Origin of the sequence: Streptomyces catenulae, from assembly GCF_000718015.1 — a bacterium.
Classification (GTDB): domain Bacteria; phylum Actinomycetota; class Actinomycetes; order Streptomycetales; family Streptomycetaceae; genus Streptomyces; species Streptomyces catenulae.
In genome coordinates this window covers 333,954-355,322 of sequence record NZ_JODY01000003.1, presented here as the reverse complement: position 1 = coordinate 355,322, position 21,369 = coordinate 333,954, and the positions used below count along the sequence as shown (strand labels likewise).

Annotated in this window: 22 protein-coding genes; 5 read left to right on the top strand and 17 right to left on the bottom strand. The window is 74.9% G+C overall.

Annotation, left to right across the window (positions count from 1 at the left end; translation table 11 throughout):
* Positions 1-42 precede the first annotated feature (42 nt).
* Positions 43-1,197, bottom strand: coding sequence for a glycerate kinase (locus tag IF23_RS0105575; protein ID WP_030280421.1), 1,155 nt, complete (start codon positions 1,195-1,197; stop codon positions 43-45).
* A gap of 130 nt (positions 1,198-1,327) precedes the next feature.
* Here IF23_RS0105575 and IF23_RS0105570 point away from each other — a divergent pair, with 130 nt between their 5' ends.
* The 3 genes from IF23_RS0105570 (at position 1,328) to IF23_RS0105560 (ending at position 3,241) form a co-directional block, all read left to right on the top strand.
* Positions 1,328-1,834, top strand: a complete 507-nt coding sequence (locus IF23_RS0105570; RefSeq protein ID WP_030280419.1) for an NUDIX domain-containing protein — start codon at positions 1,328-1,330, stop codon at positions 1,832-1,834.
* 78 nt (positions 1,835-1,912) lie between these two features.
* A complete protein-coding gene (locus IF23_RS0105565) occupies positions 1,913-2,416 on the top strand; it encodes a GNAT family N-acetyltransferase (protein ID WP_030280418.1) in 504 nt (167 codons plus the stop codon).
* A gap of 12 nt (positions 2,417-2,428) precedes the next feature.
* Complete coding sequence (locus tag IF23_RS0105560; protein ID WP_030280416.1) at positions 2,429-3,241, top strand: DUF4037 domain-containing protein; 813 nt, start codon at positions 2,429-2,431, stop codon at positions 3,239-3,241.
* A gap of 170 nt (positions 3,242-3,411) precedes the next feature.
* On the opposite strand, the gene IF23_RS0105555 is transcribed toward IF23_RS0105560, so the two are convergent.
* The 7 genes from IF23_RS0105555 to IF23_RS0105525 form a co-directional block, all read right to left on the bottom strand.
* A complete protein-coding gene (locus tag IF23_RS0105555; protein ID WP_051739250.1) occupies positions 3,412-3,984 on the bottom strand; it encodes a methylated-DNA--[protein]-cysteine S-methyltransferase in 573 nt (190 codons plus the stop codon).
* A gap of 81 nt (positions 3,985-4,065) precedes the next feature.
* The gene (locus IF23_RS0105550; protein WP_030280412.1) at positions 4,066-5,538 is read right to left on the bottom strand and encodes an AlkA N-terminal domain-containing protein; all 1,473 of its coding nucleotides are present in this window, start codon (positions 5,536-5,538) and stop codon (positions 4,066-4,068) included.
* Positions 5,539-5,644: 106 nt separating this feature from the next.
* Positions 5,645-6,613 (bottom strand): prolyl aminopeptidase, encoded by a 969-nt coding sequence (pip, locus tag IF23_RS0105545; protein WP_030280410.1) that lies wholly within the window; start codon positions 6,611-6,613, stop codon positions 5,645-5,647.
* A gap of 36 nt (positions 6,614-6,649) precedes the next feature.
* Positions 6,650-7,024 carry a 5-carboxymethyl-2-hydroxymuconate Delta-isomerase gene (locus IF23_RS0105540; RefSeq protein ID WP_030280408.1) on the bottom strand — a complete coding sequence of 125 codons (375 nt, stop codon included), beginning with the start codon at positions 7,022-7,024 and terminating at the stop codon, positions 6,650-6,652.
* A 138-nt stretch (positions 7,025-7,162) separates the two neighbouring features.
* Positions 7,163-7,936: an SDR family NAD(P)-dependent oxidoreductase gene (locus tag IF23_RS0105535; RefSeq protein ID WP_030280406.1), complete on the bottom strand. Its 774-nt coding sequence runs from the start codon at positions 7,934-7,936 to the stop codon at positions 7,163-7,165.
* Complete coding sequence (locus IF23_RS0105530) at positions 7,933-9,531, bottom strand: SMP-30/gluconolactonase/LRE family protein (protein ID WP_078653813.1); 1,599 nt, start codon at positions 9,529-9,531, stop codon at positions 7,933-7,935. Before IF23_RS0105530 ends, IF23_RS0105535 begins: the two co-directional genes overlap by 4 nt.
* A gap of 47 nt (positions 9,532-9,578) precedes the next feature.
* Positions 9,579-11,423, bottom strand: coding sequence for a flavin-containing monooxygenase (locus tag IF23_RS0105525; protein WP_030280403.1), 1,845 nt, complete (start codon positions 11,421-11,423; stop codon positions 9,579-9,581).
* 294 nt (positions 11,424-11,717) lie between these two features.
* Between IF23_RS0105525 and IF23_RS0105520 the strand changes: the two genes are divergently transcribed.
* The gene (locus tag IF23_RS0105520; RefSeq protein ID WP_030280401.1) at positions 11,718-12,173 is read left to right on the top strand and encodes a MarR family winged helix-turn-helix transcriptional regulator; all 456 of its coding nucleotides are present in this window, start codon (positions 11,718-11,720) and stop codon (positions 12,171-12,173) included.
* A 65-nt stretch (positions 12,174-12,238) separates the two neighbouring features.
* Here the strand turns inward: IF23_RS0105520 and IF23_RS0105515 are convergent, their stop codons facing one another.
* Both IF23_RS0105515 and IF23_RS0105510 read right to left on the bottom strand, forming a co-directional pair.
* The gene (locus IF23_RS0105515; RefSeq protein ID WP_051739248.1) at positions 12,239-12,790 is read right to left on the bottom strand and encodes an O-acetyl-ADP-ribose deacetylase; all 552 of its coding nucleotides are present in this window, start codon (positions 12,788-12,790) and stop codon (positions 12,239-12,241) included.
* Between the two features lie 71 nt (positions 12,791-12,861).
* Entirely contained in the window at positions 12,862-13,506 is a 645-nt protein-coding gene (locus tag IF23_RS0105510; protein ID WP_030280397.1) for a dihydrofolate reductase family protein, read from the bottom strand.
* Between the two features lie 78 nt (positions 13,507-13,584).
* Between IF23_RS0105510 and IF23_RS0105505 the strand changes: the two genes are divergently transcribed.
* On the top strand, positions 13,585-14,112 hold the full coding sequence (locus IF23_RS0105505) for a winged helix-turn-helix transcriptional regulator (RefSeq protein ID WP_051739247.1): 528 nt from the start codon (positions 13,585-13,587) through the stop codon (positions 14,110-14,112).
* A 151-nt stretch (positions 14,113-14,263) separates the two neighbouring features.
* On the opposite strand, the gene IF23_RS0105500 is transcribed toward IF23_RS0105505, so the two are convergent.
* The 7 genes from IF23_RS0105500 to IF23_RS31895 all read right to left on the bottom strand — a co-directional run bounded on the left by IF23_RS0105500 (position 14,264) and on the right by IF23_RS31895 (position 21,262).
* Positions 14,264-15,220 (bottom strand): NAD-dependent epimerase/dehydratase family protein, encoded by a 957-nt coding sequence (locus IF23_RS0105500; RefSeq protein ID WP_030280393.1) that lies wholly within the window; start codon positions 15,218-15,220, stop codon positions 14,264-14,266.
* A 54-nt stretch (positions 15,221-15,274) separates the two neighbouring features.
* Positions 15,275-15,805 carry a hypothetical protein gene (locus IF23_RS0105495; RefSeq protein ID WP_030280391.1) on the bottom strand — a complete coding sequence of 177 codons (531 nt, stop codon included), beginning with the start codon at positions 15,803-15,805 and terminating at the stop codon, positions 15,275-15,277.
* Between the two features lie 157 nt (positions 15,806-15,962).
* Positions 15,963-17,375, bottom strand: coding sequence for a phytoene desaturase family protein (locus tag IF23_RS0105490; protein ID WP_030280389.1), 1,413 nt, complete (start codon positions 17,373-17,375; stop codon positions 15,963-15,965).
* A 50-nt stretch (positions 17,376-17,425) separates the two neighbouring features.
* Positions 17,426-18,325 carry an inositol monophosphatase family protein gene (locus tag IF23_RS0105485; RefSeq protein WP_030280387.1) on the bottom strand — a complete coding sequence of 300 codons (900 nt, stop codon included), beginning with the start codon at positions 18,323-18,325 and terminating at the stop codon, positions 17,426-17,428.
* A 110-nt stretch (positions 18,326-18,435) separates the two neighbouring features.
* Positions 18,436-20,259, bottom strand: a complete 1,824-nt coding sequence (locus tag IF23_RS0105480; protein ID WP_030280386.1) for a gamma-glutamyltransferase family protein — start codon at positions 20,257-20,259, stop codon at positions 18,436-18,438.
* A 192-nt stretch (positions 20,260-20,451) separates the two neighbouring features.
* A complete protein-coding gene (locus tag IF23_RS35330) occupies positions 20,452-20,583 on the bottom strand; it encodes a hypothetical protein (protein WP_281179954.1) in 132 nt (43 codons plus the stop codon).
* A 277-nt stretch (positions 20,584-20,860) separates the two neighbouring features.
* Positions 20,861-21,262, bottom strand: coding sequence for a hypothetical protein (locus tag IF23_RS31895; RefSeq protein WP_051739246.1), 402 nt, complete (start codon positions 21,260-21,262; stop codon positions 20,861-20,863).
* Between the last annotated feature and the right edge of the window lie 107 nt (positions 21,263-21,369).

Below are 21,369 nucleotides of genomic sequence, written 5' to 3'. Positions count from 1 at the left end.
GCGGATCGCCCGGGGCTCCTTCGTGTGTACGGTGCCCGGCCGTCAGCTCAGCAGATCACGGGCGAGCTGTTCCGCGGCGCGCTCCAGGAGCGGGCCCGCCTGGGCCATGCAGCGCTCCGGGTCGCTCTCCAGGTCCGTGAGCGGATAGGCCCGGCCGATCCCGGCGGCGGCCAGCGCCTCGGGGGTCAGCCGCAGCCGCCCGCAGACCGCGGCGACCTCCAGACCGGCCGCGCGGGCCGCCGCGGCGACCCCGGCGGGCGCCTTGCCGTGGAGCGTCTGCGCGTCGAGCGAGCCCTCGCCGGTGATCACGAAGCTCGCCCCGGCCAGCGCGGGCGCGAAGCCCAGCACCTCCAGCATCACGTCGATCCCGGGCCGGAACGTGGCGCCGAGGCCGACCAGCGCGCCGTAGCCGATCCCCCCGGCCGCGCCCGCGCCGGGCGCCTGGGCGCACTCCGCGGCCCGGGCGCCGAGCGTCCGCTCCAGGACGGCGGCGTAGTGCGTGAGCGCCGCGTCCAGCTCCGCGACGTCCGCCTCGCTCGCGCCCTTCTGCGGACCGTAGACCGCGGGCGCGCCCTTGGGGCCGGTGAGCGGGTTGTCGACATCGCTGGCGAGGACGGTCTCCGTGGTGGCCAGCCGGGGGTCGAGGCCGGAGAGGTCGGCGGTGGCCAGGGAGCGCAGGGCGCCGCCGCCGGGGCCGACCGGGGCGCCGTCCGCGTCCAGGAGGCGGGCGCCGAGCGCCGTCAGCATGCCCGCGCCGCCGTCGGTCGTGGCGCTGCCGCCGACGCCGAAGACGATCGAGGTGGCCCCGGCGTCGAGCGCCGCCCGCAGCAGTTCGCCGGTGCCGTACGTGGTCGCCGTCAGCGGGGCGAAGACGCCGGGCGGCAGATGCTGGAGGCCGGACGCCTCGGCCATCTCGACGACCGCGGTGCCGTCCGCGCGCAGGGCGAAGGTCGCGGTGACCGGGGTGCCGGTGGGGCCGGTGACCCGCGCCTCGTGCCGGGTGAAACCGGCCGCCAGCGCGGCGGCGACCGTGCCGTCCCCGCCATCCGCGACCGGTACGGCCGTCACGCTCAGGCCCGGGACGGCGCGGCGCAGGCCCGCCGTGACATGGGTGGCGACCTCGACGGCCGTGAGGGAGCCCTTGAACTTGTCCGCGGCGATCAGCACGTGTGCCGCTGTCCTTGCTGCGTCCGCCATCGTGTTTCCCCTTGCTTTCGAACTGGCAGTCGCGCCGGTGCGACCCTATCCGGCGAAAGCCACCACGAACAGGGCTTCCTTCGGCGTCCGCGGCCCCGTACGAGGGGGCGTCTCTCCTATGCTCGCGGCCATGACGACGATGGATGAGGCGACCTATATCGCGAGCCTGCCGCGGGTGCTGTCCGGTGCCGGAACCGTCCTGCGGGACGCGGCGGGCCGGATCCTGCTGGTGGAGCCGGACTACCGGGACTGCTGGCTGCTGCCCGGCGGGACCGTCGAGTCGGATGCCGGGGAGTCCCCGCGGCAGGCGGCGCACCGGGAGACGGCGGAGGAGATCGGTCTGGACGTCGAGGTCGGCGCCCTGCTCGCCGTCGACTGGGTCCGCAGTCCCGGCTGGCCGCCCGTGGTGTCGTACCTCTTCGACGGCGGGGTCCTGGACGCGGCGGCGCTCGCCTCGGTCCGTCTCCAGGAGGACGAGTTGCTGTCCTGGCGGATGGCCCCGTGGGAGGAGGCCGCCGGGCTGCTCGATCCCCAGTTGGCGCTGCGGGTGCGGGCCGCGCTCGATGCGTTGGAGCGGGGTACGGGGACGGTGGAGCTGGAGGACGGGAGGGTGCCGCACCGGCGGGTGAGGGGCTGAGACCGGGGCGGCCGGGGCCCGGCCCACCGGCCGGAAAATCCCGTTGAGGGGGCCCGCGGGCGACCGTACGGTGCCCCCATGCTGCGATCACCCCGGCTGGAGCCGCTCACCCACGGGAACGTCGACGCCGCCTGCGCGCTGCGGGTCCGGCCCGGGCAGGAGGGGTTCGTCCGGCCGGTCGCGGTGTCACTGGCCGAGGCGTATGTCCGTCCGGAGCGGGCCTGGCCGCGGCTGATCGTGGACGAGGGGCGGGCCGTCGGGTTCGTGATGGCCTTCCTCGACGTCCGCTTCCGGCCGGACGATCCCGGGGACCGGCCCCGGAGCGGGCTGTGGCGGCTGAACATCGCCGCGGACGAGCAGGGCAGGGGGTACGGCTCGTTCGCGGTGGACGCCGTCGGCGCGATGCTGCGGGAGCGCGGCGCGGAGTCGATGACGGTGACCTGGGGCGTCGGGGAGCAGGGGCCCGAGCCGTTCTATCGGAAGCTGGGGTTCCGGCCCACCGGGGAGCTGAGCGGCGACCAGATCGTCGCCGAGCGCGCCCTGCCCGCCGCGGTCCGACGCCCGGACCGCTCCCCCCTGTGACGAGGAGCCGTGATGGAGAGGATCGCCGCGCGTCTGGCCGAGGTGCCGGGGGTGGTCGGGGTGATGCTCGGCGGGAGCCGGGCGCGGGGGACGGAGCGGGCGGACTCCGACTGGGATCTGGGCGTGTACTACCGGGGCGAGGTGGACGTACCGGCCCTGGCGGCGCTGGCGGCGGAGGTCGCCGGTGAGCCGGTCGAGGTGTTCCCGCCGGGGGCGTGGGGGGCGTGGGTCAACGGCGGGGCGTGGCTGACACCGGCCGGGGGCGGGGCGTCCGTGGACTGGCTGCTGCGCGATGTGGACCGGGTGCGGCGGGTCTGGGCGGAGTGCCGGGCGGGGCGGTACGAGATCGGCGAACAGCTCGGGCATCCGCTCGGGTTCTGGTCACCCGCGTATCCGGGTGAGGTCGCGCTGGGGCGGGTACTGGCCGATCCCTCCGGGGAGTTGGCGGAGCTGCGGCGGGCGACGCGGCGGTATCCGGAGGCGCTGCGGACGGCGCTGTGCGGGCGGGCCGTGGGGGACGCGGAGTTCTCGGTGGCGATGGCCGCGAAGGCGCCCGGGCGCGGGGACGTGCTGCATGCGTCGCTCTGTCTGTCGCGGGCGGTCGGCGCCCTCGTGCAGGCGCTCCACGCGCACCACCGGGTCTGGTGCCTCAACGAGAAGGGCGCCCTGGAGGCGGCCGCGGCGCTGCCCGGCACCCCGCCGGGGTTCGCCCACGAGGCCGCCGCGCTGCTCGGCGGCCTCGGCACCGAGGAGGAGCCGCTGCGCCGGTCGCTGGAGCGGGCGCGGGGGTTGGTGGCGCGGGTGCGGGAGGCGGTGGGCGGGTAGCGCCCGGCCGCGTACCCGGGGTGCGGGGGCCGGTGCCCCGCCGGGGCCGGGTGACGCCCGGCCCCTTACGGGTTCCGTGCCTTACGGGTCCCGTGCCTTACGGGTCCCGTGCCTTACGGGTTCCGTGCCTCACTGGTCCCGCGGGTGCGGCCCCTGCGGGAGCGCCCCCGTCACCCGACCTCGGCGACCGGGAAGAGCGCCCCGTCGCCGTCCTGTTGCGCGCTCTCGAAGGCCAGCAGGCGGCGCTTGTTGTCGAGGCCGCCGCCGTAGCCGGTGAGGCTGCCGTCGGCGCCGATGACGCGGTGGCAGGGGACGATGATGCTGACCGGGTTGCGGCCGTTGGCGAGGCCGACGGCGCGGGCCGCGGAGGGCCTGCCGAGGCGGTCGGCGAGCTGCCCGTAGGTGAGGGTCGTCCCGTACGGGATGGTGACCAGCTCGGCCCAGACGCGGCGTTGGAACGGGGTGCCGCCGAGGTCCAGCGGGAGGTCGAAGTCGGTCAGCTCGCCGCGGAAGTAGGCGTGCAGCTGCGCGGCGGTGGCGGCGAAGGGCGCCTCGTCGGGGTCGGCGCGGCGGCCGAAGGTCTCCAGCGGCGGGCGGTGGCGGTGGTCGGTCAGGTAGACGCCGCAGAGCGCGGGCCCGGTGGCGACGAGGGTGAGCGGGCCGACGGGCGTCGCGTCGAGGACGGTGTGGGCGCGGTCGGCGGGCGGCTCGGGGATGGTTCCCGAGGGCGGGTGCGTGGTCATGGTGTGCCGTCTCAGTCGGTCGGAGCGGGGTGCGGTCGGTCGGGGTGGCCGGTACGGGGCGGACGGGCGCGGGCCCGGGCGTCAGTCGGCCGGGAGGACGTTGATCGGATGGTCCTCCGTGGCCCAGAGGTACTGGACGGCGTAGGCGCGCCAGGGGCTCCAGGCAGTGGCGTGGCGGATGAGGGCCGCGGGGGTGCCGGGGAGGCCGAGGGCGGTGGCGGCGCGGCGTAGGCCCAGGTCGGTGGGGGTGAAGGCGTCCGGGTCGCCGAGGGCGCGCATGGCGATGCACTCGACGGTCCAGGGGCCGATGCCGGGGAGGGCGGCGAGGCGGGCGCGGGCCTCGGCGCGGTCGCCGCCGATGCCGAGGTGGAGCGCGCCGTCGGCGAGGGCGGCGATCAGTCCGGTGAGGGTGGTGCGGCGGGTGCGGGGCATCGCCAGTTGCTCCGGGTCGAGTCCGGCGAGCGCTTGCGGGGTGGGGAAGAGGTGGGTGAGACCGCCCTCGGGGTCGTCGACCGGCTCGCCGTGGGCGAGGACCAGCCGCCCCGCGTGGGTGCGGGCGGCGGCGGTGGAGACCTGCTGGCCGAGGACGGCGCGGACGGCGAACTCGTCGGCGTCGGCGGTGCGCGGCACCCGGCGGCCCGGTGCCGCGTCGACCAGCGGGGCCAGCACCGGGTCGCGGCGCAGCTGTCCGTCGACCGCCTCCGGGTCGGCGTCCAGGTCGAGCATCCGGCGGCAGCGGGCGATGGCGCCGGTCAGGTCCCGCAGGTCGGTGAGGGAGAGGCGGCAGTCGATGTGGTCGGGGCGCGGGGTGAGCGCGGCGATGCCGTGGCCGTACGGGAGGCGGAGGGTGCGGCGGTAGGCGCCGTGGCGCCACTCCTCGACGCCGGGGACGGCGGTGGCCGCGAGGTGGCCGAAGAGGTTGTCGGGGCAGAGCGGGCGGCGGAACGGCAGCCGCAGGGTGAGGGTGCCGGGCACCGTGGCGCGCGGGCCGGGCGCGGCGCGTCGTCGCAGGTCGCCGGGGGCGAGGGCGAAGACCTCGCGGACCGTCTCGTTGAAGGTGCGGATGCTGGCGAACCCGGCGGCGAACGCCACCTCGGTCATCGGCAGCGCGGTCGTCTCGATCAGCAGCCGGGCGGTCTGGGCGCGCTGGGCGCGGGCCAGGGCGAGCGGTCCGGCGCCGAGTTCGGCGAGGAGTTGGCGTTCGATCTGGCGGGTGCTGTATCCGAGGCGGGCGGCGAGTCCGGGGACGCCGTCGCGGTCGACGACGCCGTCGGCGATCAGCCGCATGGCGCGGGCGGTGAGGTCGGCGCGTTCGTCCCACTGCGGGGAGCCGGGGGCGGCGTCGGGGCGGCACCGTTTGCAGGCGCGGAAACCGGCCTGCTGGGCCGCCGCGGCGCTCGGGTAGAACCGCATGTTCTGCGGTTTCGGCGGCACCGCGGGGCAGCTGGGGCGGCAGTAGATCCGGGTGGTGAGCACGGCGGTGCAGAACCGGCCGTCGAAGCGGGCGTCCTTGGACCGCACGGCGCGCAGACAGCTCTCGGTGTCGGTGTGCATGTCTCCAGGATTGTCCTCCGGGAGGCGCGGCGCTGGCGGAAATCCGACATGGGCGTGCGCCTGCCGGGGCGGATGCCGTTCCCCGTCCGGCAGGCGCCGAGCCCGGTCACGCCCCGTCGGCCCCCGCGAACCGGTCCAGCGCGCCGATGACCACGTCCCGGGTCGCCGTGCTGCCCTTGTGCCCGGCGTCCTCGATGATCGTCAGCTCGGCGCCCGGCCAGGCGCGCGCCAGCTCCCAGGCGGTGTCCAGGGGCGTACTGAGGTCGAGGCGCCCGTGGACGAGGACGCCGGGGATGCCCGCGAGGCGGCCCGCGTCGCGCAGCAGCGCGCCCTCCTCCAGCCAGGCGCCCCGCGAGAAGTAGTGCGCGCAGATCCGGACCAGCGCCTGCCGTGCCGCAAAGGGGCGGCCGCCGTACACGTCGGGGGCGCCGTGCGGTTCCAGGGAGAGGACCGTGTCCTCCCAGGCGCACCAGCGGGCCGCGGCCCGCTCCCGTACGGCCGGGTCGGGGTCGGCCATCAGGGCGGCGTACGCGGTGAGCAGGTCGCCGTCGCGGTCAGCTGCCGGGACGCCGTCGCGGAACCGCTGCCACTGCTCGGGGAAGAAGCGGCCGACGCCGCGGTAGAGCCAGTCGGTCTCGCGGCGGCGGGTGGTGGTGACACCCGGGATGACGATCTCCGAGACGCGGGCGGGGTGCTGTTCGGCGTAGGCGAGGATCAGTGTGGAGCCCCAGGAGCCGCCGAAGAGCAGCCAGCGGTCGATGCCGAGGTGGGTGCGGAGGCGTTCCATGTCGGCGACGAGATGCGCGGTGGTGTTGACGCTCATGTCGGTCGCCGGGTCGGCGGCGTGCGGGGTGGAGCGGCCGCAGCCGCGCTGGTCGAAGAGGACGGTGCGGTAGCGCGCCGGGTCGAAGTTCCGGCGGGCGCGCTCCGTGCAGCCCGAGCCCGGCCCGCCGTGCACGACGAGCGCCGGCTTGCCCCGCGGGTTGCCGCAGACCTCCCAGTACACGAGGTTGCCGTCGCCGACGTCCAGCATGCCCCGGTCGTACGGTTCGATCGGCGGGTACGGCTCGGCCATGGTGTCCCTCTCGTGTCCGGTCGGTGCCCGGGCGGGTCAGGCGCCGCCGGGGCCCTGGTAGGCGGTGTAGGCGGTGCCCAGTTCGGTGACGTCCACCGAGGCGTGCACCACCGTGCCGGGCGGCACCGTGGCGGTGTGGCGGCGCAGCACGCCCAGCGCCGCGGCGCCCAGCGCCCGCTTGGCGCCCTCGGTGCGGCCCGGCAGTATCGCGAACTCCAGGTGGATCAGCGCCTGTCCGGGCCGGTCGTCGCCGACGACGGTCTCCTCGACGCGCTGGAAGCGGGTCCGGCAACCGCCGACGGTGATGCCCTCGTCGGTCTCCGCCGCCACCGTGTGCAGCTCCCGGGCGAAGGCCCGGCGGTCGAGGACGTCGTCCAGGGACGCGTCGTAGGAGACGAGGATCTGCGGCATGGGGTACTCCTGATCGCGGGGCGGGCCACGTAGACCCTGCCACACGGGGGCGGCGGGGCGGTACCGCGGCGCCCGGCGGCGGGCGGCGCCGGTCCGGCCGCACCGGCGCACGCCGTGGCCCGCCCCGCGGGGCCCGTCTCAGACCGCCGACCAGCCCCCGTCCACCGGCAGTACGGCGCCGTTGATGAACGAGGCGGCGTCGGAGGCGAGGAAGGTGAGGGCGGCGGCCTGTTCCTCGGGGGTGCTGATGCGGCCGGTGACCGCGCCGATCAACCGGCCGATCACCGCGGGGCCGTGCGCGTCGGGTGCCGCGTCGACGCGGATGCCGGTGGCGGTGGGGCCGGGCGCGACGGCGTTGGCCCGGATGCCCTGGTCGCGGTAGGTCACCGCGAGGCTCTTCACCAGCCCGGTCACGCCGTGCTTGGCGGCGGTGTAGGCGGCTCCGGCGGCGCCGCCGCGCAGCCCCGCCTCGGAGGCGGTGAAGACGATCGCGCCGCCGCCCGCGGCCAGCAGGTGCGGCAGCGCGGCGCGGGTCAGCAGGAAGGGGGCGGTGAGGTTGATCCGCAGGACCCGCTCCCACTCCGCGTCGTCGGTCTCGCCGAGGGCGGACATCCGGTCCATGATCCCGGCGTTGTTGACCAGCACGTCCAGCCCGCCGAAGGCCGTGACGGCCCGTTCGACGACGGCGTCGACGACCTGCTGTTCCCCGAGGTCACCGGCGACCGCGAGGGCGGTGCCGCCGCTCTCCTCGATCGCGCGGACGGTGGCGTCGACGCCCTCCCGGTCGAGGTCCGCGGCCAGCACCCGGTCCCCGTCCGCGGCGAACTTCAGGGCGGTGGCGCGGCCGATGCCGGAGGCGGCGCCGGTGACGACGACGGAGCGTCCGGCGGGCCGGGTCGTGGGGGTGCTCATGGGGTCTCCTCGTGCTCGGGGGTGGTCTCGTCGGACGTGGCGTCCCGCTCCGGCGCGCCGCGGGCCGACAGCCGCAGCACCGTGCCCTCGCCGTTGGCGGCGAGGAGGAGCGAGCCGTCGGGGGCCGCGGCGAGCCCGGCGAAGGGCGGGGCCACCCCGGGCATGCCGTGGGTGAAGAGCGCGGGGCGCTCCCGGGGCGCGGTGTCCGGCGGCGGGCCGACGGCCAACCCCTCGGCCTCGACGCGCCGTTCGCCGGTGGTGAGGGAGAGCGCGGTCAGCCGCCGCGCGCCGCTCTCCACCACGAACAGTTCGTCGCCCCGGACCGCCAGCCCCTGCGGTGCGTCCAGCCCGTCCGCGACGACGGTGGCCCCGCCGTCGTCGAGCCGTAGCACCGCGCCGCGCCCCTCCTCGCTCACATAGCAGCGGCCGTCCGCGTCGACCGCGACGTCCACGGGCCGCTCCAGCCCCTCGGCCAGCGCGGTGACGGAGTCGTCCGTGCCGACGGCGAGCACCCGGCCCGCGCCCGTCTCGGCGACGAGCAGCCCGCCGCCGGGCCGCGGGCAGAGCCCGGTCGGCTGCCGCAGCCCGCGCGCCCGGACCCGGGTGGTGCCGTCGGCCGGGTCGTAGGTGGTGATCTCGCCGTACTGGGAGGTGAGGTGGAGGAGGTCGCCGTCGGCGGCGATGCCGTGGGCGAAGGGCCGCAGGACCTCGGTGGGGACGGCGTCGGGGGCGCCGGTCACGGGTCCGGCCACCCGGTAGTGGTCGGCGGCGTAGACCGTGCCGGTGGGGGCGACGGTCACGCCGTAGGGGCCGTCGAGTCCGCGGGGGACGATCTCCCGAGTGCGGCCGTCGGGGTGGAGTTCGGTGACGCCGCCGCTGGCGTAGCTGGAGACGAACATCCGGTTCTCGGCGTCGAACGCGGCGTTGTCCAGACCCGCGAGACCGCTGGCGACGACCGTCCTGCGGCCCGTGCCGTGCAGATCGATACGGGTGACGATCCCTTCGACTCCCCGGGAGAGGACGGAGAGTACGCCGCCGCGGTCGAAGCGGACCGCGACCGGCTCGTGCACCTCCTCGGCGACCCTCTCCGGCACCCCGCCGTCCGGGGCGATCCGCCAGACCTGGCCGGTCACCATGTGCGGGTAGTAGAGGTGCCCGTCCGGGCCGAGCTGCATGGCGTTGCCCAGGGCGAGGCCCTCGGTGAGCACCCGGGGCGCGCCGCCGTCGGGGAAGAGTTCGAGGAGGCGGCCGTTCATCCGCATCTCGTTGACGAAGAGCCGGTCGCCGACGCAGGTGATGCCGTTGACCACGGCGACCTCGTCGGAGACGAGGGTGAACTCGCCCCGCGGGGTGCGGCGCCAGACCCGCCCGGGGACGAGGTCGGCGATGTACATCGAGCCGTCGGCGCCGAAGGCGAGGTCGTCGGGCGACTGCACCGGGCCGTCCATGGGGACGACGACCTCGACGTCCCCGGTGGCCGGGTCGACGGCGCTGATCTGCCCGGCCAGGAACTGGGCGACGTAGAGCCGTCCGTCGGGGCCGAAGGCGACGCCGTTCGAACCCCACAGCGGGTTGGGCAGGTTGAGCCGCCGCATCCGGCGGCCGGTGGGGGAGGTGGGCCGGGCGGCGGGTCCGTAGCGGCTCACCGGTTCTCCTTCCGCGACTCCGCGCCGACCAGCACCTCGCGCATGCCGTCGCCCTCGCGCCAGGCGCGGAGCAGGGCGTGGAAGGCGACCGGTCCGTCACCGAACGACTCGCTGCGCTCGCGGGGGCGGCCCTCGTTGTTGTAGTAGCCGGGGGTGCATTCGGCCTGGAAGGTGTACAGGTCGGCGGCCTTCTCGCGGATGGTGGCGACCCAGGCGTCCTCCGCCTCGGCGGTCGGCTCGACGCGGCGGGCGCCGCTGCGGCGGGCCGCGGCGACGACCTCGGCGACATGGGTGGCCTGCTCGTCGAGGATGTGGACGTAATTGACGGAGCTGGCGTTCTGCAGCGGGCCGAGCTGGAAGAGGTTGGGGAAGCCGTGGCTGTAGAAGCCGTGCAGCGTGCGGGGGCCACGCTGCCGCCAGGTGTCGGTCAGCGCGACGCCGTCCCTGCCGTACACCGGCAGCCGTCCGGAGGTCAGCCCGGAGACGCCGACCTCGAAGCCGGTGCCGAAGATGATGCAGTCGACCTCGTAGCCGCGTCCGCCGACCACAACGGCGTTCTCGGTGATCCGCTCCACGCCGTGGCTGTCGGCGGTGTCGACGAGGGTGACGTTCGGGCGGTTGAACGTCTGGAGGTAGCTGTCGCTGAAGGTGGGCCGCTTGCACATGTAGCGGTACCAGGGCTTGAGGAGTTCCGCGGTCGCCGGGTCGGTGACGACGGCGTCGACCCGTGCCCGGATCTCGTCCATCTTCCGGAAGTCGGCCAGTTCGTAGGCGCGTTCGCGCTCCTCGGGCGGGACGGTGGCGTAGCCGTCGCTGGGGATGAGTTTCTGCTGGAGGCGGGCGGTGCTGGTCCAGCCGTCGTCGACCAGGTCCTCGGCCACCTGACCGCCGGTGACGAGGGAGAGGAAGTTCTCCCGGCGGCGCCGCTGCCAGCCGGGGGTCAGCGACGCGGCCCACTCGGGGTCGGTGGGGCGGTTGCCGCGGACGTCGACCGAGGAGGGGGTGCGCTGGAAGACGTACAGTTCGCGGGCATCGGCGCCGAGGTGGGGGACGCACTGGATGGCGGTGGCGCCGGTGCCGATCAGGGCGACGCGCTTGTCCGCGAGGCGGTGGAGGTTCCCGTCGGCGTCGCCGCCGGTGTACGCGTAGTCCCAGCGGCTGGTGTGGAAGGTGTGGCCCCGGAACGTCTCGATGCCCGGTATGCCGGGGAGTTTCGCCTCGCTGAGGGTGCCGCTGGCGGTCACCACGTACCGGGCGCGTATCCGGTCGCCGCGGTCGGTGGCGACGAGCCATTCGGCCGCCTCCTCGTCCCAGCGCAACTCGGTGATCTGCGTGCGGAAGCAGGCGTCGCGGTAGAGGTCGAAGGCGTGGCCGATCGCCCGGGCGTGCTGCCGGATCTCCTCACCGGGCGCGTACCGCCACTTCGGTAGGTAGCCCAGCTCCTCCAGCAGCGGCAGATAGATGTACGACTCGATGTCGCAGTGGATGCCCGGGTAGCGGTTCCAGTACCAGGTGCCGCCGAAGTCGCCGCCCTTCTCGATGATCCGGATCGAGGTCACGCCCGCCTGCCGCAGCCGGGCACCGGCGAGCAGCCCGCCGAACCCGCCGCCGAGGATCACCACCTCGACGCGGTCCGCCAGCGGCTCCCGGGTGAACTCCCCGTCGGTGTAGGGGTCTTCGTCGTAGTAGCCGAACCGGCCGGTGACCTGCTGGTACTGCCCGCGGCCCTCCGGCCGGACGCGGCGGTCCCGTTCGGCGCGGTAGCGGGCGCGGAGGGCCTCCAGACCGGCGTCGGCCGGCGGGCCGTCGGGGGGAACGGGGGTGCCGTGGGGGTGGGGCATGGTGTTCCTCTTCCTCTCCGTGGTCCGTGCCGCGGCGCGGACGCGGTACGGACCGGGCGGCGGCAGGGAGTGGGGCGGTACGGGCGACACGGGCCGGGCGGCGCACCCGGCGGCACGCCATACGGGACACCGCCGCCGACCCGCGGCGATGTGCATCGTGCACACACTATGCATCACGCACACGATATGCACGATGCATAGCGCATGAGAGGATGTCCCGGCGCACCACCGGCGTGGAAACCGCCGGATGGTGACGCGGCGTCACACAGCGGAAGCCAGGAAGCGACGGCAGGTATGAACAGAGCGACAGACGCGATCGAGTACGAGCAGATGCTGCTCAGCCGCCACACGCTGAACCGGCGGGGCGGGCGACGCCGGGGCGGCGAACTGGACCACAGCGCCTATCTGCTGCTCAGCCGCATCCGCGTCCAGGGCCCCATGTCGATCGGCGAACTGACCGACGCCTTCGGTCTGGACCCCTCCACCCTCAACCGGCAGACCGCCGCGGCCCTCCGCGCCGGTCATGTGGAGCGCATCCCCGACCCCGGCGGCGGCATGGCCCGCAAGTTCCGCCTCACCGACAAGGGCGCCCACGCCCTCGACGAGGAACGCGCGGGAACCGTCCGCGCGCTGGACCATGTCATGGCCGACTGGTCGGACGAGGACCTCACCGCCTTCGCCGCCTACCTGCGCCGCTTCAACGCCGACATCGAACGCTCGGGGGGACGGCCCTGGCCGCGGGGTGAGTGAGCGGGCCCGTGCCGTGCGGGCTGCCGCGGCGTCCGGACTTCCGCGCCGTCCGGGCTGCCGCGGCGTCAGTCCAGTTGTGCGGCGAACGCCTCGTACGCCCGGTCGTCGAAGAGGACGAATCTGACCTCCGCCACCGCGGTCGGCGTGGCCCGTACCGTCGTCACCGCGATCCGCGCGGCGTCCGCCATCGGCCAGCCGTAGATTCCGGCGGACACCGCGGGGAAGGCGACGCTCCGCGCGCCCAGTTCATCGGCGAGGCGCAGCGACTCCCGGTAGCAGGAGGCGAGCAGCGCGGACCGGTCCTCGTCCGGCGAGTGGCGGGGGCCGACGGTGTGGATCACCCAGCGCGCGGGCAGCCGACCCGCCGTGGTCGCGACCGCCCGGCCCGTCGGCAGCCCCCGCCCGTACTGCGACGCCCGCAGCGCACGGCAGGCGGCCAGCACCTCGGGGCCGCCCCGCCGGTGGATCGCGCCGTCCACTCCCCCGCCGCCCAGCAACGAGGAGTTGGCGGCGTTCACCACCGCGTCCACCCGCTGCTCGGTGATGTCCCCCCGGACGAGCACCAGCCGGGGGCCGGAGGCGGACGGGGTCTGGGCGTCGTCGGATGCGGCGTTCATGGGCGGGAGCCTAGGCCGTGCCCGGGCGACGGCGCGTCAGACTTACGGGGACGGCGGACGGAACGGCCCGGTCAGCGCCGCCAGAACAGATGGTGGACGACGCCGCTGGGGCTCGGCACCTTCTCCAGGTGGAAGCGGTCCAGAAGCTCGTCGGGGCTCTCCCAGAGGCGTTCGCCGCGGTGCAGATCGACGGGGGCGACGGCGATGTGCAGGGTGTCGACCAGATCGGCGGCGAGGAACTCCCGGACGGTGGCGACTCCCCCGCCGAGGCGGACATCGCGCCCCGCCGCGGCTTCCTTCGCCCGGGCCAGCGCCTCGACCGGGGTGGCATCGAGGAAGTGGAAGGTGGTGTCGGCCAGGGTGAAGGACGGACGCGGATGGTGGGTGAGGACGAAGACCGGGGTGTGGAACGGCGGGGTGTCGCCCCACCAGCCCTGCCAGGAGTAGTCCTGCCACGGGCCGCGCTGGGGGCCGAACTTGTTGCGCCCCATGATCTCCGCCCCGATGTTGGCGGCGTGGTCGCGGGTGAAGTAGTCGTCCAGACCGCGGGTGCCGCCCGGTTCGGTGCGGTTCACCCAGCTCGCAGTGGCGCCCGCCCAGGAGACCAGCGCGGCGGGGTCCGCATGGCCGAAGGGCCGCTCCAGGCTCTGCCCCTCGCCGGAGCCGAACCCGTCCCGCGACACACAGAAACACTGCACCCGCAACAGCTGTGACATGAGCCCTCCTCAAGGAGCCGGAGCCGACCGACCCCGGCATCCGATTGCAATCAACAACCGGTGGTACCGTACTCCGCCATGGACACCCCGCAACCGGAATCGGCCGAACGGCTGCCCGTGCCGCCGGGGAAGTCGGGCTGCCCGATCAATCTCACCGTCGAGCTGCTGGGCGACCGCTGGAGCCTGATCGTGCTGCGGGACCTGATGTTCGGCGGCCACCGACACTTCCGCGAACTGCTCACCCACTCCGTCGAGGGCATCGCGTCGAACATCCTCGCCGCCCGGCTCGCCAAGCTCACCGCCGCCGGACTGCTGACCCGGCACGACGATCCGAGCCACCGGCAGAAGATCGAGTACCGGCTCACCGAGGCCGCCGTCCAACTCGTCCCCGTCCTCACCCAGTTGGGCGCCTGGGGCGCCCGCTGGCTCCCCACCACACCCGAACTGTCCCTCCGCGCCCAACTCCTCGCGGCCGGCGGCCCCGAACTGGGCGAACGCTTCATGGCCGAACTCCGCGCCACCCACCTCGAAGGCCACCCCCTCCCCACCGACGGCGTCCTCGCCGAACTCACCCGCGCCTACGAACGCGCCGCGGCGGAGGGGTAGACGGGGGGGGCGCGGCGCGGGCGGCGGGCAGCGGGCAGCGGGCAGCGGGCAGCGGGCAACCACACCGGGGCGGGCGGGGCGCGGGTCAGCCCGGGCGGCTCGGGCCGACCCGACGCACGGAACGTCCGGGTGTCGGCGCGGCCGTTCCGGCTCAGGCACCGGCGAGCAGGCGCGCCTCCTCCTCCGGGGTCAGGCCGTGGTCCAGGGGCGGTTCGCCGCGTTCGCGGTCCCAGGTGAGAACGTCGGCGAGGGTGGTCTCCAGCGGGGTCGCGGGCATCCCGGCCGCCCGTGCCCGCGCCGGGTCGCGTTGCTGGGTCGGCCACATCGGCTCGGGCCGGATCAGCGGCAGCGGCGGGGAGACCGCGTCGGCGGGCACCGGGACGAGGTCGACACCGCTGCCCGCGACCCGCGCACCGGCGTGGATCAGCCCGGCCAGGGTGGTCGGCTCGGCCGGTCCGACGGCGTGGAAGGCGCCGGGCCGGTCGTCCGCCAGCAGCCGCACGATCAGTCGCGCCAGGTCCCGCGAGTCGACCACCTGGACCGGCTGCTCCGGGCGCCCCGGCAGCGCCACCCGCCCGCCACGCGCGGCCCGGCGCAGCCAGTAGGTGACACCGTCCTGGGCATCGTGCGGCCCGACGACCTTCCCCGGCCGCACCACGGTCGCCCTGGCGCCGTACCGGGCGAACACGTCGTCCTCGCACGCCACTTTGAGTGGTCCGTAGGTCTCCTCCGTCAGCTCCTCGGTGTCCCGGACGGGCGGTAGGCGCGGGGTGTCCTCATCCGCCCCGGCGGCCACCCCCGTCCGGACGTAGACGGCCTGGCTGGAGAGGAAGAAGTATCTGCCGACGCGATCGCCGAGTACGTCCATGGCCTGGCCGACGTGGCGCGGTACATACCCGCTGACGTCGACGACCGCGTCCCACATCCCCTCCCGTAGCGCCGTGTAGTCGCCGGTGTCCCGGTCGCCGAGCCGCCGGGGCACTCCCGGAAACAGCTCGGGCCCCGTCCGGCCCCGGCCGAACAGCGTGATGCCCGCGCCCATTTGAAGGGCGTCTTCCACAAAGGCCCGACCCACGAATGAGGTCCCGCCGAGGACAAGGATGCGCATGCCCCGAAGGTAGCCGCAGGGGCGGTGCGGGTGAGGGAGCGCGCCCCCGCCCCCTCACCCGCCCCCCGCGTGCTCCTTCAGGAAGGCGCCCGCGTAGGCGGCGGCCTCCTCTCTGCTGCCCAGGGGGTGGGAGCCGTCGGCCTCACCGGGGGTGCCGTCGGCGGCTGCGCCCTTCCAGCGCCAGCCGTTCGGGACCGGGTCCCAGTACAACTCGGCTATGCCGCCGAAGAGTTCGACGGTGCTGGGCTCGGGTATGCCCGCCCTCGGGCGTTCGACGGCGTCGGGCCACTTCTTCCGGGCGCCCTGGCGGGTGATGCCCCAGGCCGCTCCCAGCCGCTCGTAGCTGGCGCCGTAGGAGCCCGCCGTCCGGGCGGCGCCCGCCGTCAGCCGCTCGACCGTGGCGTCCACGATCTTCCAGCAGGACAGGACGGAGAGCGTGACGTCGACGGGGTCGGCGTCCCCCATGCGCTCGGCGGGGAGGCCGGTCTCCCGGGCGCGTACGCCGGTGACCAAGGGGTTGAGCGCGTCGTAGAGAGCTGTTTCCAGGGCGGTGATTTCCGCTTCGGTGGCTTCGATCCGCGTCATGATGACGACTGTAGTTCACGGAAAGGGTTTTGGTAACTGAAGTTGTCAAGTGGTGAGCTTCGTTCCGCATAACGACGGTGCCGGTCTTCCTCTCGCGGGAGGAAGACCGGCACCGGTGTGTGGCGGGCGGGTGGAGTCCGCGGCGTTCAGGCGGCGTTCAGCGTGCGCCGCCGTGGAGCCGGCGCCAGACGAAGCGGGCGGCGTGGTGGCCGGACATGCCGTGGACACCCGGGCCGGGCGGGGTCGCCTGGGAGCAGAGGAAGACGGCGGGGTGCGCGGTGGCGTACGGGACGCGGGCCAGCTTGGGGCGGATCAGCAGGCGCAGCCCCGCGGCGGAGCCGGTGGCGGTGTCGCCGCCGACGTAGTTGGCGTTGCGGGCGGCGAGTTGGGGCGGACCGGCGACGGCGCGGGCCAGTACCAGATCGCGGAAGTCGGGGGCGAACCGCTCGATCTGCCGCTCGACGACCTCGGTCGCGTCCCCCTCCCAGCCGTTGGGGACATGGCCGTACGCCCAGAAGGTGTGCTTGCCCTCGGGGGCGCGGCCCGGATCGACGATGCTGGGCTGGGTGGTGATCAGGAACGGGACGGTGGGGTCCGCGCCCCGGGCGGCGGCGTCGAGGGCGGCGGCGATCTCGCCGCTGGTGGGGCCGATGTGGACGGTCCCGGCGCGGCGGGCCTCCTCGGCGGTCCAGGGGACCGGGCCGGAGAGCGCGTAGTCGATCTTGAAGACGCTAGGGCCGTACGTGACGTCGCGGTAGGCGTTGCCCAGACCGGCGATACGGGCGAGCGCGGTGGGCGAGGTGTCGAAGACGTAGGCGCGGGCCGGGGGGAGATCGTCCAGCCGCTTGACCTCGAAGTCGGTGTGGACGGTGCCGCCGTGCTCACGGAGCAGTCCGGCGAGCGCGTCGGAGATCGCCTGGGAGCCGCCGCGCGCCACCGGCCAGCCGCGCTCGTGCCCGGCGAGCGCGAACATCATCGCCAGACCGCTGGTGCCGAAGCCGCCGAGCGGGGCCATCGCGTGCGCCGCGAGACCGGCGAGCAGACCCCGGGCCTTCTCGCCGCGGAAGCGGCGCTCCAGCAGGGTGATCGGCTGCATCGCGGTCAGCCCGAAGCGGGCGTACGTCACCGGGTCGCGCGGCAGGCCCAGCCACTGGGTGCGCAGGAAGTCGTGCGCCATCGTGTCCCACTTGCCGAGGAACGGGGCGACGAGCCTGCGGTACGCACCGGCGTCGTGGGCGCCGAAGGAGCGGGCGGTCTCGGCGACGGAGCGGGCGAGCACCGCGGCGGTGCCGTCCGGGAAGGGGTGCGCCATCGGCAGGTCGGCGTGGAGCCATTCGAGGCCGTGGCGGGCGAGCGGCATGGTGGCGAACGCCGGGGAGCCGATGCCGAAGGGGTGGGCGGCGGAGCAGGGGTCGTGGTGGAAGCCGGGGAGGGTCAGCTCCTCGGTGCGGGCGCCGCCGCCGATCGTGTCGCGGGCCTCGAAGACCTCCACGGACAGCCCGCGGCGGGCCAGTTCGACTGCCGCCGTCAGGCCGTTGGGACCTGCGCCGATCACCACGGCATCGAGCATTCTCGGCACCTGTGCCACTCCCTCGTGTGCGGCCCCCGCCGCCGCGGGGGTCAGTTGGCGGCTGCCAGCAGTCCGAGGATACGCCGGGCCACCTCGGCGTCCCGTGCCGCGGTGAAGGGCAGGGCGTTGCCCCCGGCCAGCGCGAACGGCACCCCGGCGACGGTGGCGTCGGTGCCGCCCGTCTCCTGGACGAGGAGCAGTCCGGCGGCGTGGTCCCAGGCGTTCTCCCAGCTGAAGGCGGTCGCCGCTATCTCACCGCGGGCGATGCGCAGATACTCCAGACCGGCCGAGCCGCAGGGGCGCGGGGCGACGCCTTCGGTGTCGAGGGCGCCGAGCACCCGCTTCTGGTCGTCGGTGGTGAAGTCGTAGTGGGAGATGGCGACTTCGAGGGCGGCGCCGGGCACGGCGGGGTGCGGGACGAGCAGTGCGCCGTTCAGCGTGGCGCCGTGGCCGCGGCGGGCGACCGCCATCAGACCGAGGGCCGGTGCGTACGTCCAGGAGGCGAGCACCTCGCCGTGGTGGGCGAGGGCGACGAGGGTGGCGAAGCCGGGGTCGCCGTGGACGAACTGGCGGGTGCCGTCGACCGGGTCCACGATCCAGACGGGGGCGTCGCCGCTCAGCGCGTCGAGGACGGACGGGTCGGCGTGGACGGCCTCCTCGCCGACGACCACGGAGCCGGGCAGCAGGGCGGCGAGGGCGGTGGTGAGCTGTTCCTCGGCGCGGCGGTCGGCGGTGGTGACGAGGTCGTGCGGGCCGTTCTTCTCGACGACGTCCTCGTCGGCGAGCTGCCGGAAGCGCGGCAGGATCTCCTCGGCCGCGGCGCGGCGTATCGCGTCCTCGACGGCGGCGGCTTCCTCGGGCGTCGGGACGGCGGCCTGCGGCCGGAGGGCCGGGGCGGCGGTGGGGTGTACGAAATCTCCCGGATTGCGGTTGTCGACTGCTTCGATCATGCGTCCATCGAACCACGCCCCACTGACACAGCAGCCGGACCCGAGGTGAATTCCAGGTGCTCCGCAGGTCACGGGCGGGTGCCGGGGACCGCCCGTGACCTGCGGGTGGCTCAGCGTCCGACCGCGTAGCCCTGCATACCGCGCGGGTTCGCGGCGGCCGACAGCACCCCGGTCTCCGGATCGCGGGCCACGGCGCAGAGCCGCCCCTCCGACCAGGGGCCGCCGACGGTGACGTGGTGGCCGCGGCGGCGCAGTCCGTCGATGACGTCCGGGCCGACACGGGATTCGACGGTGACCGCGCCGGGCCGCATGGTGCGCGGGTGGAAGGAGCCGGGGAAGGAGTCGTTGTGCCAGTTCGGGGCGTCGATGGCGCCCTGGAGGTCGAGGCCGGAGCGGACCTGTGCGCGCAGTGCCACCGCGAGGAAGAAGTGGACCTGCCACTGGTCCTGCTGGTCGCCGCCCGGGGTGCCGAACGCCATGACGGGTACGCCGTCGCGGAGCGCCATCGACGGCGTCAGCGTGGTGCGGGGGCGGCGCCCCGGGGTGAGGCTGCCCGGCAGCCCCGCCTCCAGCCACGTCATCTGGAGGCGGGTGCCGAGCGGGAAGCCGAGGCCGGGGACGACCGGGTTGGACTGGAGCCAGCCGCCGGAGGGGGTGGCCGAGACGAGGTTGCCCCAGCGGTCGGCGATGTCGAGGTGGCAGGTGTCGCCCCGGGTGGCGCCGTCCGGGCCGGTCACCGGGTCGGCGGTGGGCAGACCGGTGCCGACGGTCGGCTCCCCGGCGCCCGGGGACCAGGCGGCTCCGGCGGTGCCCGCGGCGGCGGCGAGGGCGTGGCGGGCCAGGCGCGGAGCGCGGCCGTCGGGGCTGCCGGGACGTAGCTCGTGGCTGGCGGTGTCGGTGATCAGGGCGCGGCGGGCGGTGTTGTAGGCGTCGCCGAGGAGCGTGGCGACGGGGACCTCGGCGGCGTCGCCGTACCAGGCCTCGCGGTCGGCCATCGCGAGTTTGCACCCCTCGATCAGGGTGTGGAGGTACGCGGCGCTCCCGTAGGGCGGCAGGGTGTCGGGCAGCAGGGCGAGTTGCTGGAGGAAGGCGGGGCCCTGTGACCAGGGGCCCGCCTTGGCGACGGTCCAGCCGTTCCAGTCGTGGGTGACCGGCGCCTCGTAGTGGGCGGCGTGGGCGGCGAGGTCGGCGCCGGTGAGGGTCCCCGCGTGGCGTGCGCCGGAGGTGTCCATGGCGGGGCGGGCGGCGAAGTCGGCGAGGGCGTCGGCGATGAAGCCCTCGCGCCAGATACGGCGGGCCGCGTCGATCTGTGTCTCGCGGCCGGGCCCGGCGGCCTCCGCCTCCGCGGTCAGCCGCCGCCAGGTCGCGGCCAGCGGGCGGTTGCGGAGCAGCCCGCCCGGGGCGACGGGGCGGCCGTCGGGCAGATACAGCTCGGCGGAGGTGGTCCACTCGGTGGTGAAGAGGTCCTGGACGGTGGCGATGGTCTCGCCGATCCGCTCGACGGCGGGGTGGCCGTGTTCGGCGTACCCGATGGCGTACCGCAGGACGTCGGCGAGGCGTTTGGTGCCGTGGTCGCGCAGGAGCAGCATCCAGGCGTCGAAGGCGCCGGGGACGGCGGCGGCGAGCGGGCCGGTGCCGGGGACCAGGTCGAGGCCGAGGCCGGTGTAGTGGGCGATGCTCGCCCCGGCGGGCGCGGGGCCCTGGCCGCACAGGACCTGGACGGGGCCGCCCGCCGGGGCGAGGAGGATCGGCACCTCACCGGCCGGGCCGTTCAGATGTGGTTCGACGACGTGCAGGACGAATCCGGCGGCGACGGCCGCGTCGAAGGCGTTGCCGCCGTCCTCCAGCACCGCCATGGCGGACTGGGAGGCCAGCCAGTGGGTGGTGGCGGCCATCCCGAAGGTGCCTTGGAGAGTGGGGCGGGTGGTGAACACGGGCGGGCTCCTCGGGGCGCGGCGGGCCGCCGGGCCGGACGGGCTCCGCCCCGGCGGATGATCAACCCGGCCAGCAGACCGCACGGGGCGCGCCGGGCGCAACGAGGCCCGCCCCGACGGCTGTCCGCCGGGGCGGCCCGGCGCTGCGGGGCGTACGCAGTGCCCCGGAGCACCCGGCCCGGCCGGAGCCGGTCAGGCTGCCTGCCGCACCGCCGCGGGGAATGCGTCCGTGAGCACCGCGAGTCCGGCGCGCAGCTCGGCCGGGTCGCGTCCGACCGCCACCCGCAGATGTCCCGGCCGGTCGGAGACCTCGCCGGGGATCACCAGGACGCCGCCGCGCAGCGCCCCCGGGCGAATGCGAGGCCGTCGGTCCCGCGCGCACCACCACGAACGTCATGGCCAGGGTCTGACCGATGCCCATGAAACGGCGCTGACCAGCAGCTACCCGAAGCGGGAAGAGGCTCCATGCGAGCAGGCCGGCGGTACGCGAGGCGTCACCGGTCAGGGCAGCGGGTGCCAGGGGCCGCCGTCCTGACCGGTTGCACCGTCAGGCAGGACGCACGTGCTTACGGTGCGTCAATTCCCACCAGGCAGTATGGGTTCACGTGTGCTGCCCGAAGAGTTTCCAGCCGGTCCGGGTGCCGTCCCATGCGTACCCGTTGACCCACGAGCGTCCGTCGGTGCCAACGAGGGAGACGTAGAACTCGATGTTCTTGTGGTCACCGTCGAGCAGGACCACATTGCCCCACCACTCCCCGCCCAGGGAAGACCAGTCGCTCCAGTCGGTGGTGGCGGTCTTGGAGCGGACGTAGGCGGCGTGGTCGGTGCCGATCGCGAACTCGCGCTGGACTCCGGCCTTCGAGGTGAAGGTGGCGACGCCGTATTCGCAGATGATGGTGCCGGTACCGCGGTTGCAGTGGCTGAGGGCCTGTGCCGGGGTGGCGGCGAGGGCCGTGCCGGCGATGATCGTGGCGGCGATGACCGCAGCCCTGATTTTCTTCATTGCGGATCTTTCTGTGCTTTAGCGGATGCTGTGCCCGTTCAGCCCGGACGGGGCGTGCAACGAGACGAACGACAGCACCTACCTTGTGGCAAGCGGCTGACGTTTCG

Bases quoted from the DNA above. Each gene is read 5' to 3' on its own strand.
- IF23_RS0105575 (WP_030280421.1), bottom strand. From the start codon at position 1,197: ATGGCGGACGCAGCAAGGACAGCGGCACACGTGCTGATCGCCGCGGAC.
- IF23_RS0105570 (WP_030280419.1), top strand. From the start codon at position 1,328: ATGACGACGATGGATGAGGCGACCTATATCGCGAGCCTGCCGCGGGTG.
- IF23_RS0105565 (WP_030280418.1), top strand. From the start codon at position 1,913: ATGCTGCGATCACCCCGGCTGGAGCCGCTCACCCACGGGAACGTCGAC.
- IF23_RS0105560 (WP_030280416.1), top strand. From the start codon at position 2,429: ATGGAGAGGATCGCCGCGCGTCTGGCCGAGGTGCCGGGGGTGGTCGGG.
- IF23_RS0105555 (WP_051739250.1), bottom strand. From the start codon at position 3,984: ATGACCACGCACCCGCCCTCGGGAACCATCCCCGAGCCGCCCGCCGAC.
- IF23_RS0105550 (WP_030280412.1), bottom strand. From the start codon at position 5,538: ATGCACACCGACACCGAGAGCTGTCTGCGCGCCGTGCGGTCCAAGGAC.
- pip (WP_030280410.1), bottom strand. From the start codon at position 6,613: ATGGCCGAGCCGTACCCGCCGATCGAACCGTACGACCGGGGCATGCTG.
- IF23_RS0105540 (WP_030280408.1), bottom strand. From the start codon at position 7,024: ATGCCGCAGATCCTCGTCTCCTACGACGCGTCCCTGGACGACGTCCTC.
- IF23_RS0105535 (WP_030280406.1), bottom strand. From the start codon at position 7,936: ATGAGCACCCCCACGACCCGGCCCGCCGGACGCTCCGTCGTCGTCACC.
- IF23_RS0105530 (WP_078653813.1), bottom strand. From the start codon at position 9,531: ATGCGGCGGCTCAACCTGCCCAACCCGCTGTGGGGTTCGAACGGCGTC.
- IF23_RS0105525 (WP_030280403.1), bottom strand. From the start codon at position 11,423: ATGCCCCACCCCCACGGCACCCCCGTTCCCCCCGACGGCCCGCCGGCC.
- IF23_RS0105520 (WP_030280401.1), top strand. From the start codon at position 11,718: ATGAACAGAGCGACAGACGCGATCGAGTACGAGCAGATGCTGCTCAGC.
- IF23_RS0105515 (WP_051739248.1), bottom strand. From the start codon at position 12,790: ATGAACGCCGCATCCGACGACGCCCAGACCCCGTCCGCCTCCGGCCCC.
- IF23_RS0105510 (WP_030280397.1), bottom strand. From the start codon at position 13,506: ATGTCACAGCTGTTGCGGGTGCAGTGTTTCTGTGTGTCGCGGGACGGG.
- IF23_RS0105505 (WP_051739247.1), top strand. From the start codon at position 13,585: ATGGACACCCCGCAACCGGAATCGGCCGAACGGCTGCCCGTGCCGCCG.
- IF23_RS0105500 (WP_030280393.1), bottom strand. From the start codon at position 15,220: ATGCGCATCCTTGTCCTCGGCGGGACCTCATTCGTGGGTCGGGCCTTT.
- IF23_RS0105495 (WP_030280391.1), bottom strand. From the start codon at position 15,805: ATGACGCGGATCGAAGCCACCGAAGCGGAAATCACCGCCCTGGAAACA.
- IF23_RS0105490 (WP_030280389.1), bottom strand. From the start codon at position 17,375: ATGCTCGATGCCGTGGTGATCGGCGCAGGTCCCAACGGCCTGACGGCG.
- IF23_RS0105485 (WP_030280387.1), bottom strand. From the start codon at position 18,325: ATGATCGAAGCAGTCGACAACCGCAATCCGGGAGATTTCGTACACCCC.
- IF23_RS31895 (WP_051739246.1), bottom strand. From the start codon at position 21,262: ATGAAGAAAATCAGGGCTGCGGTCATCGCCGCCACGATCATCGCCGGC.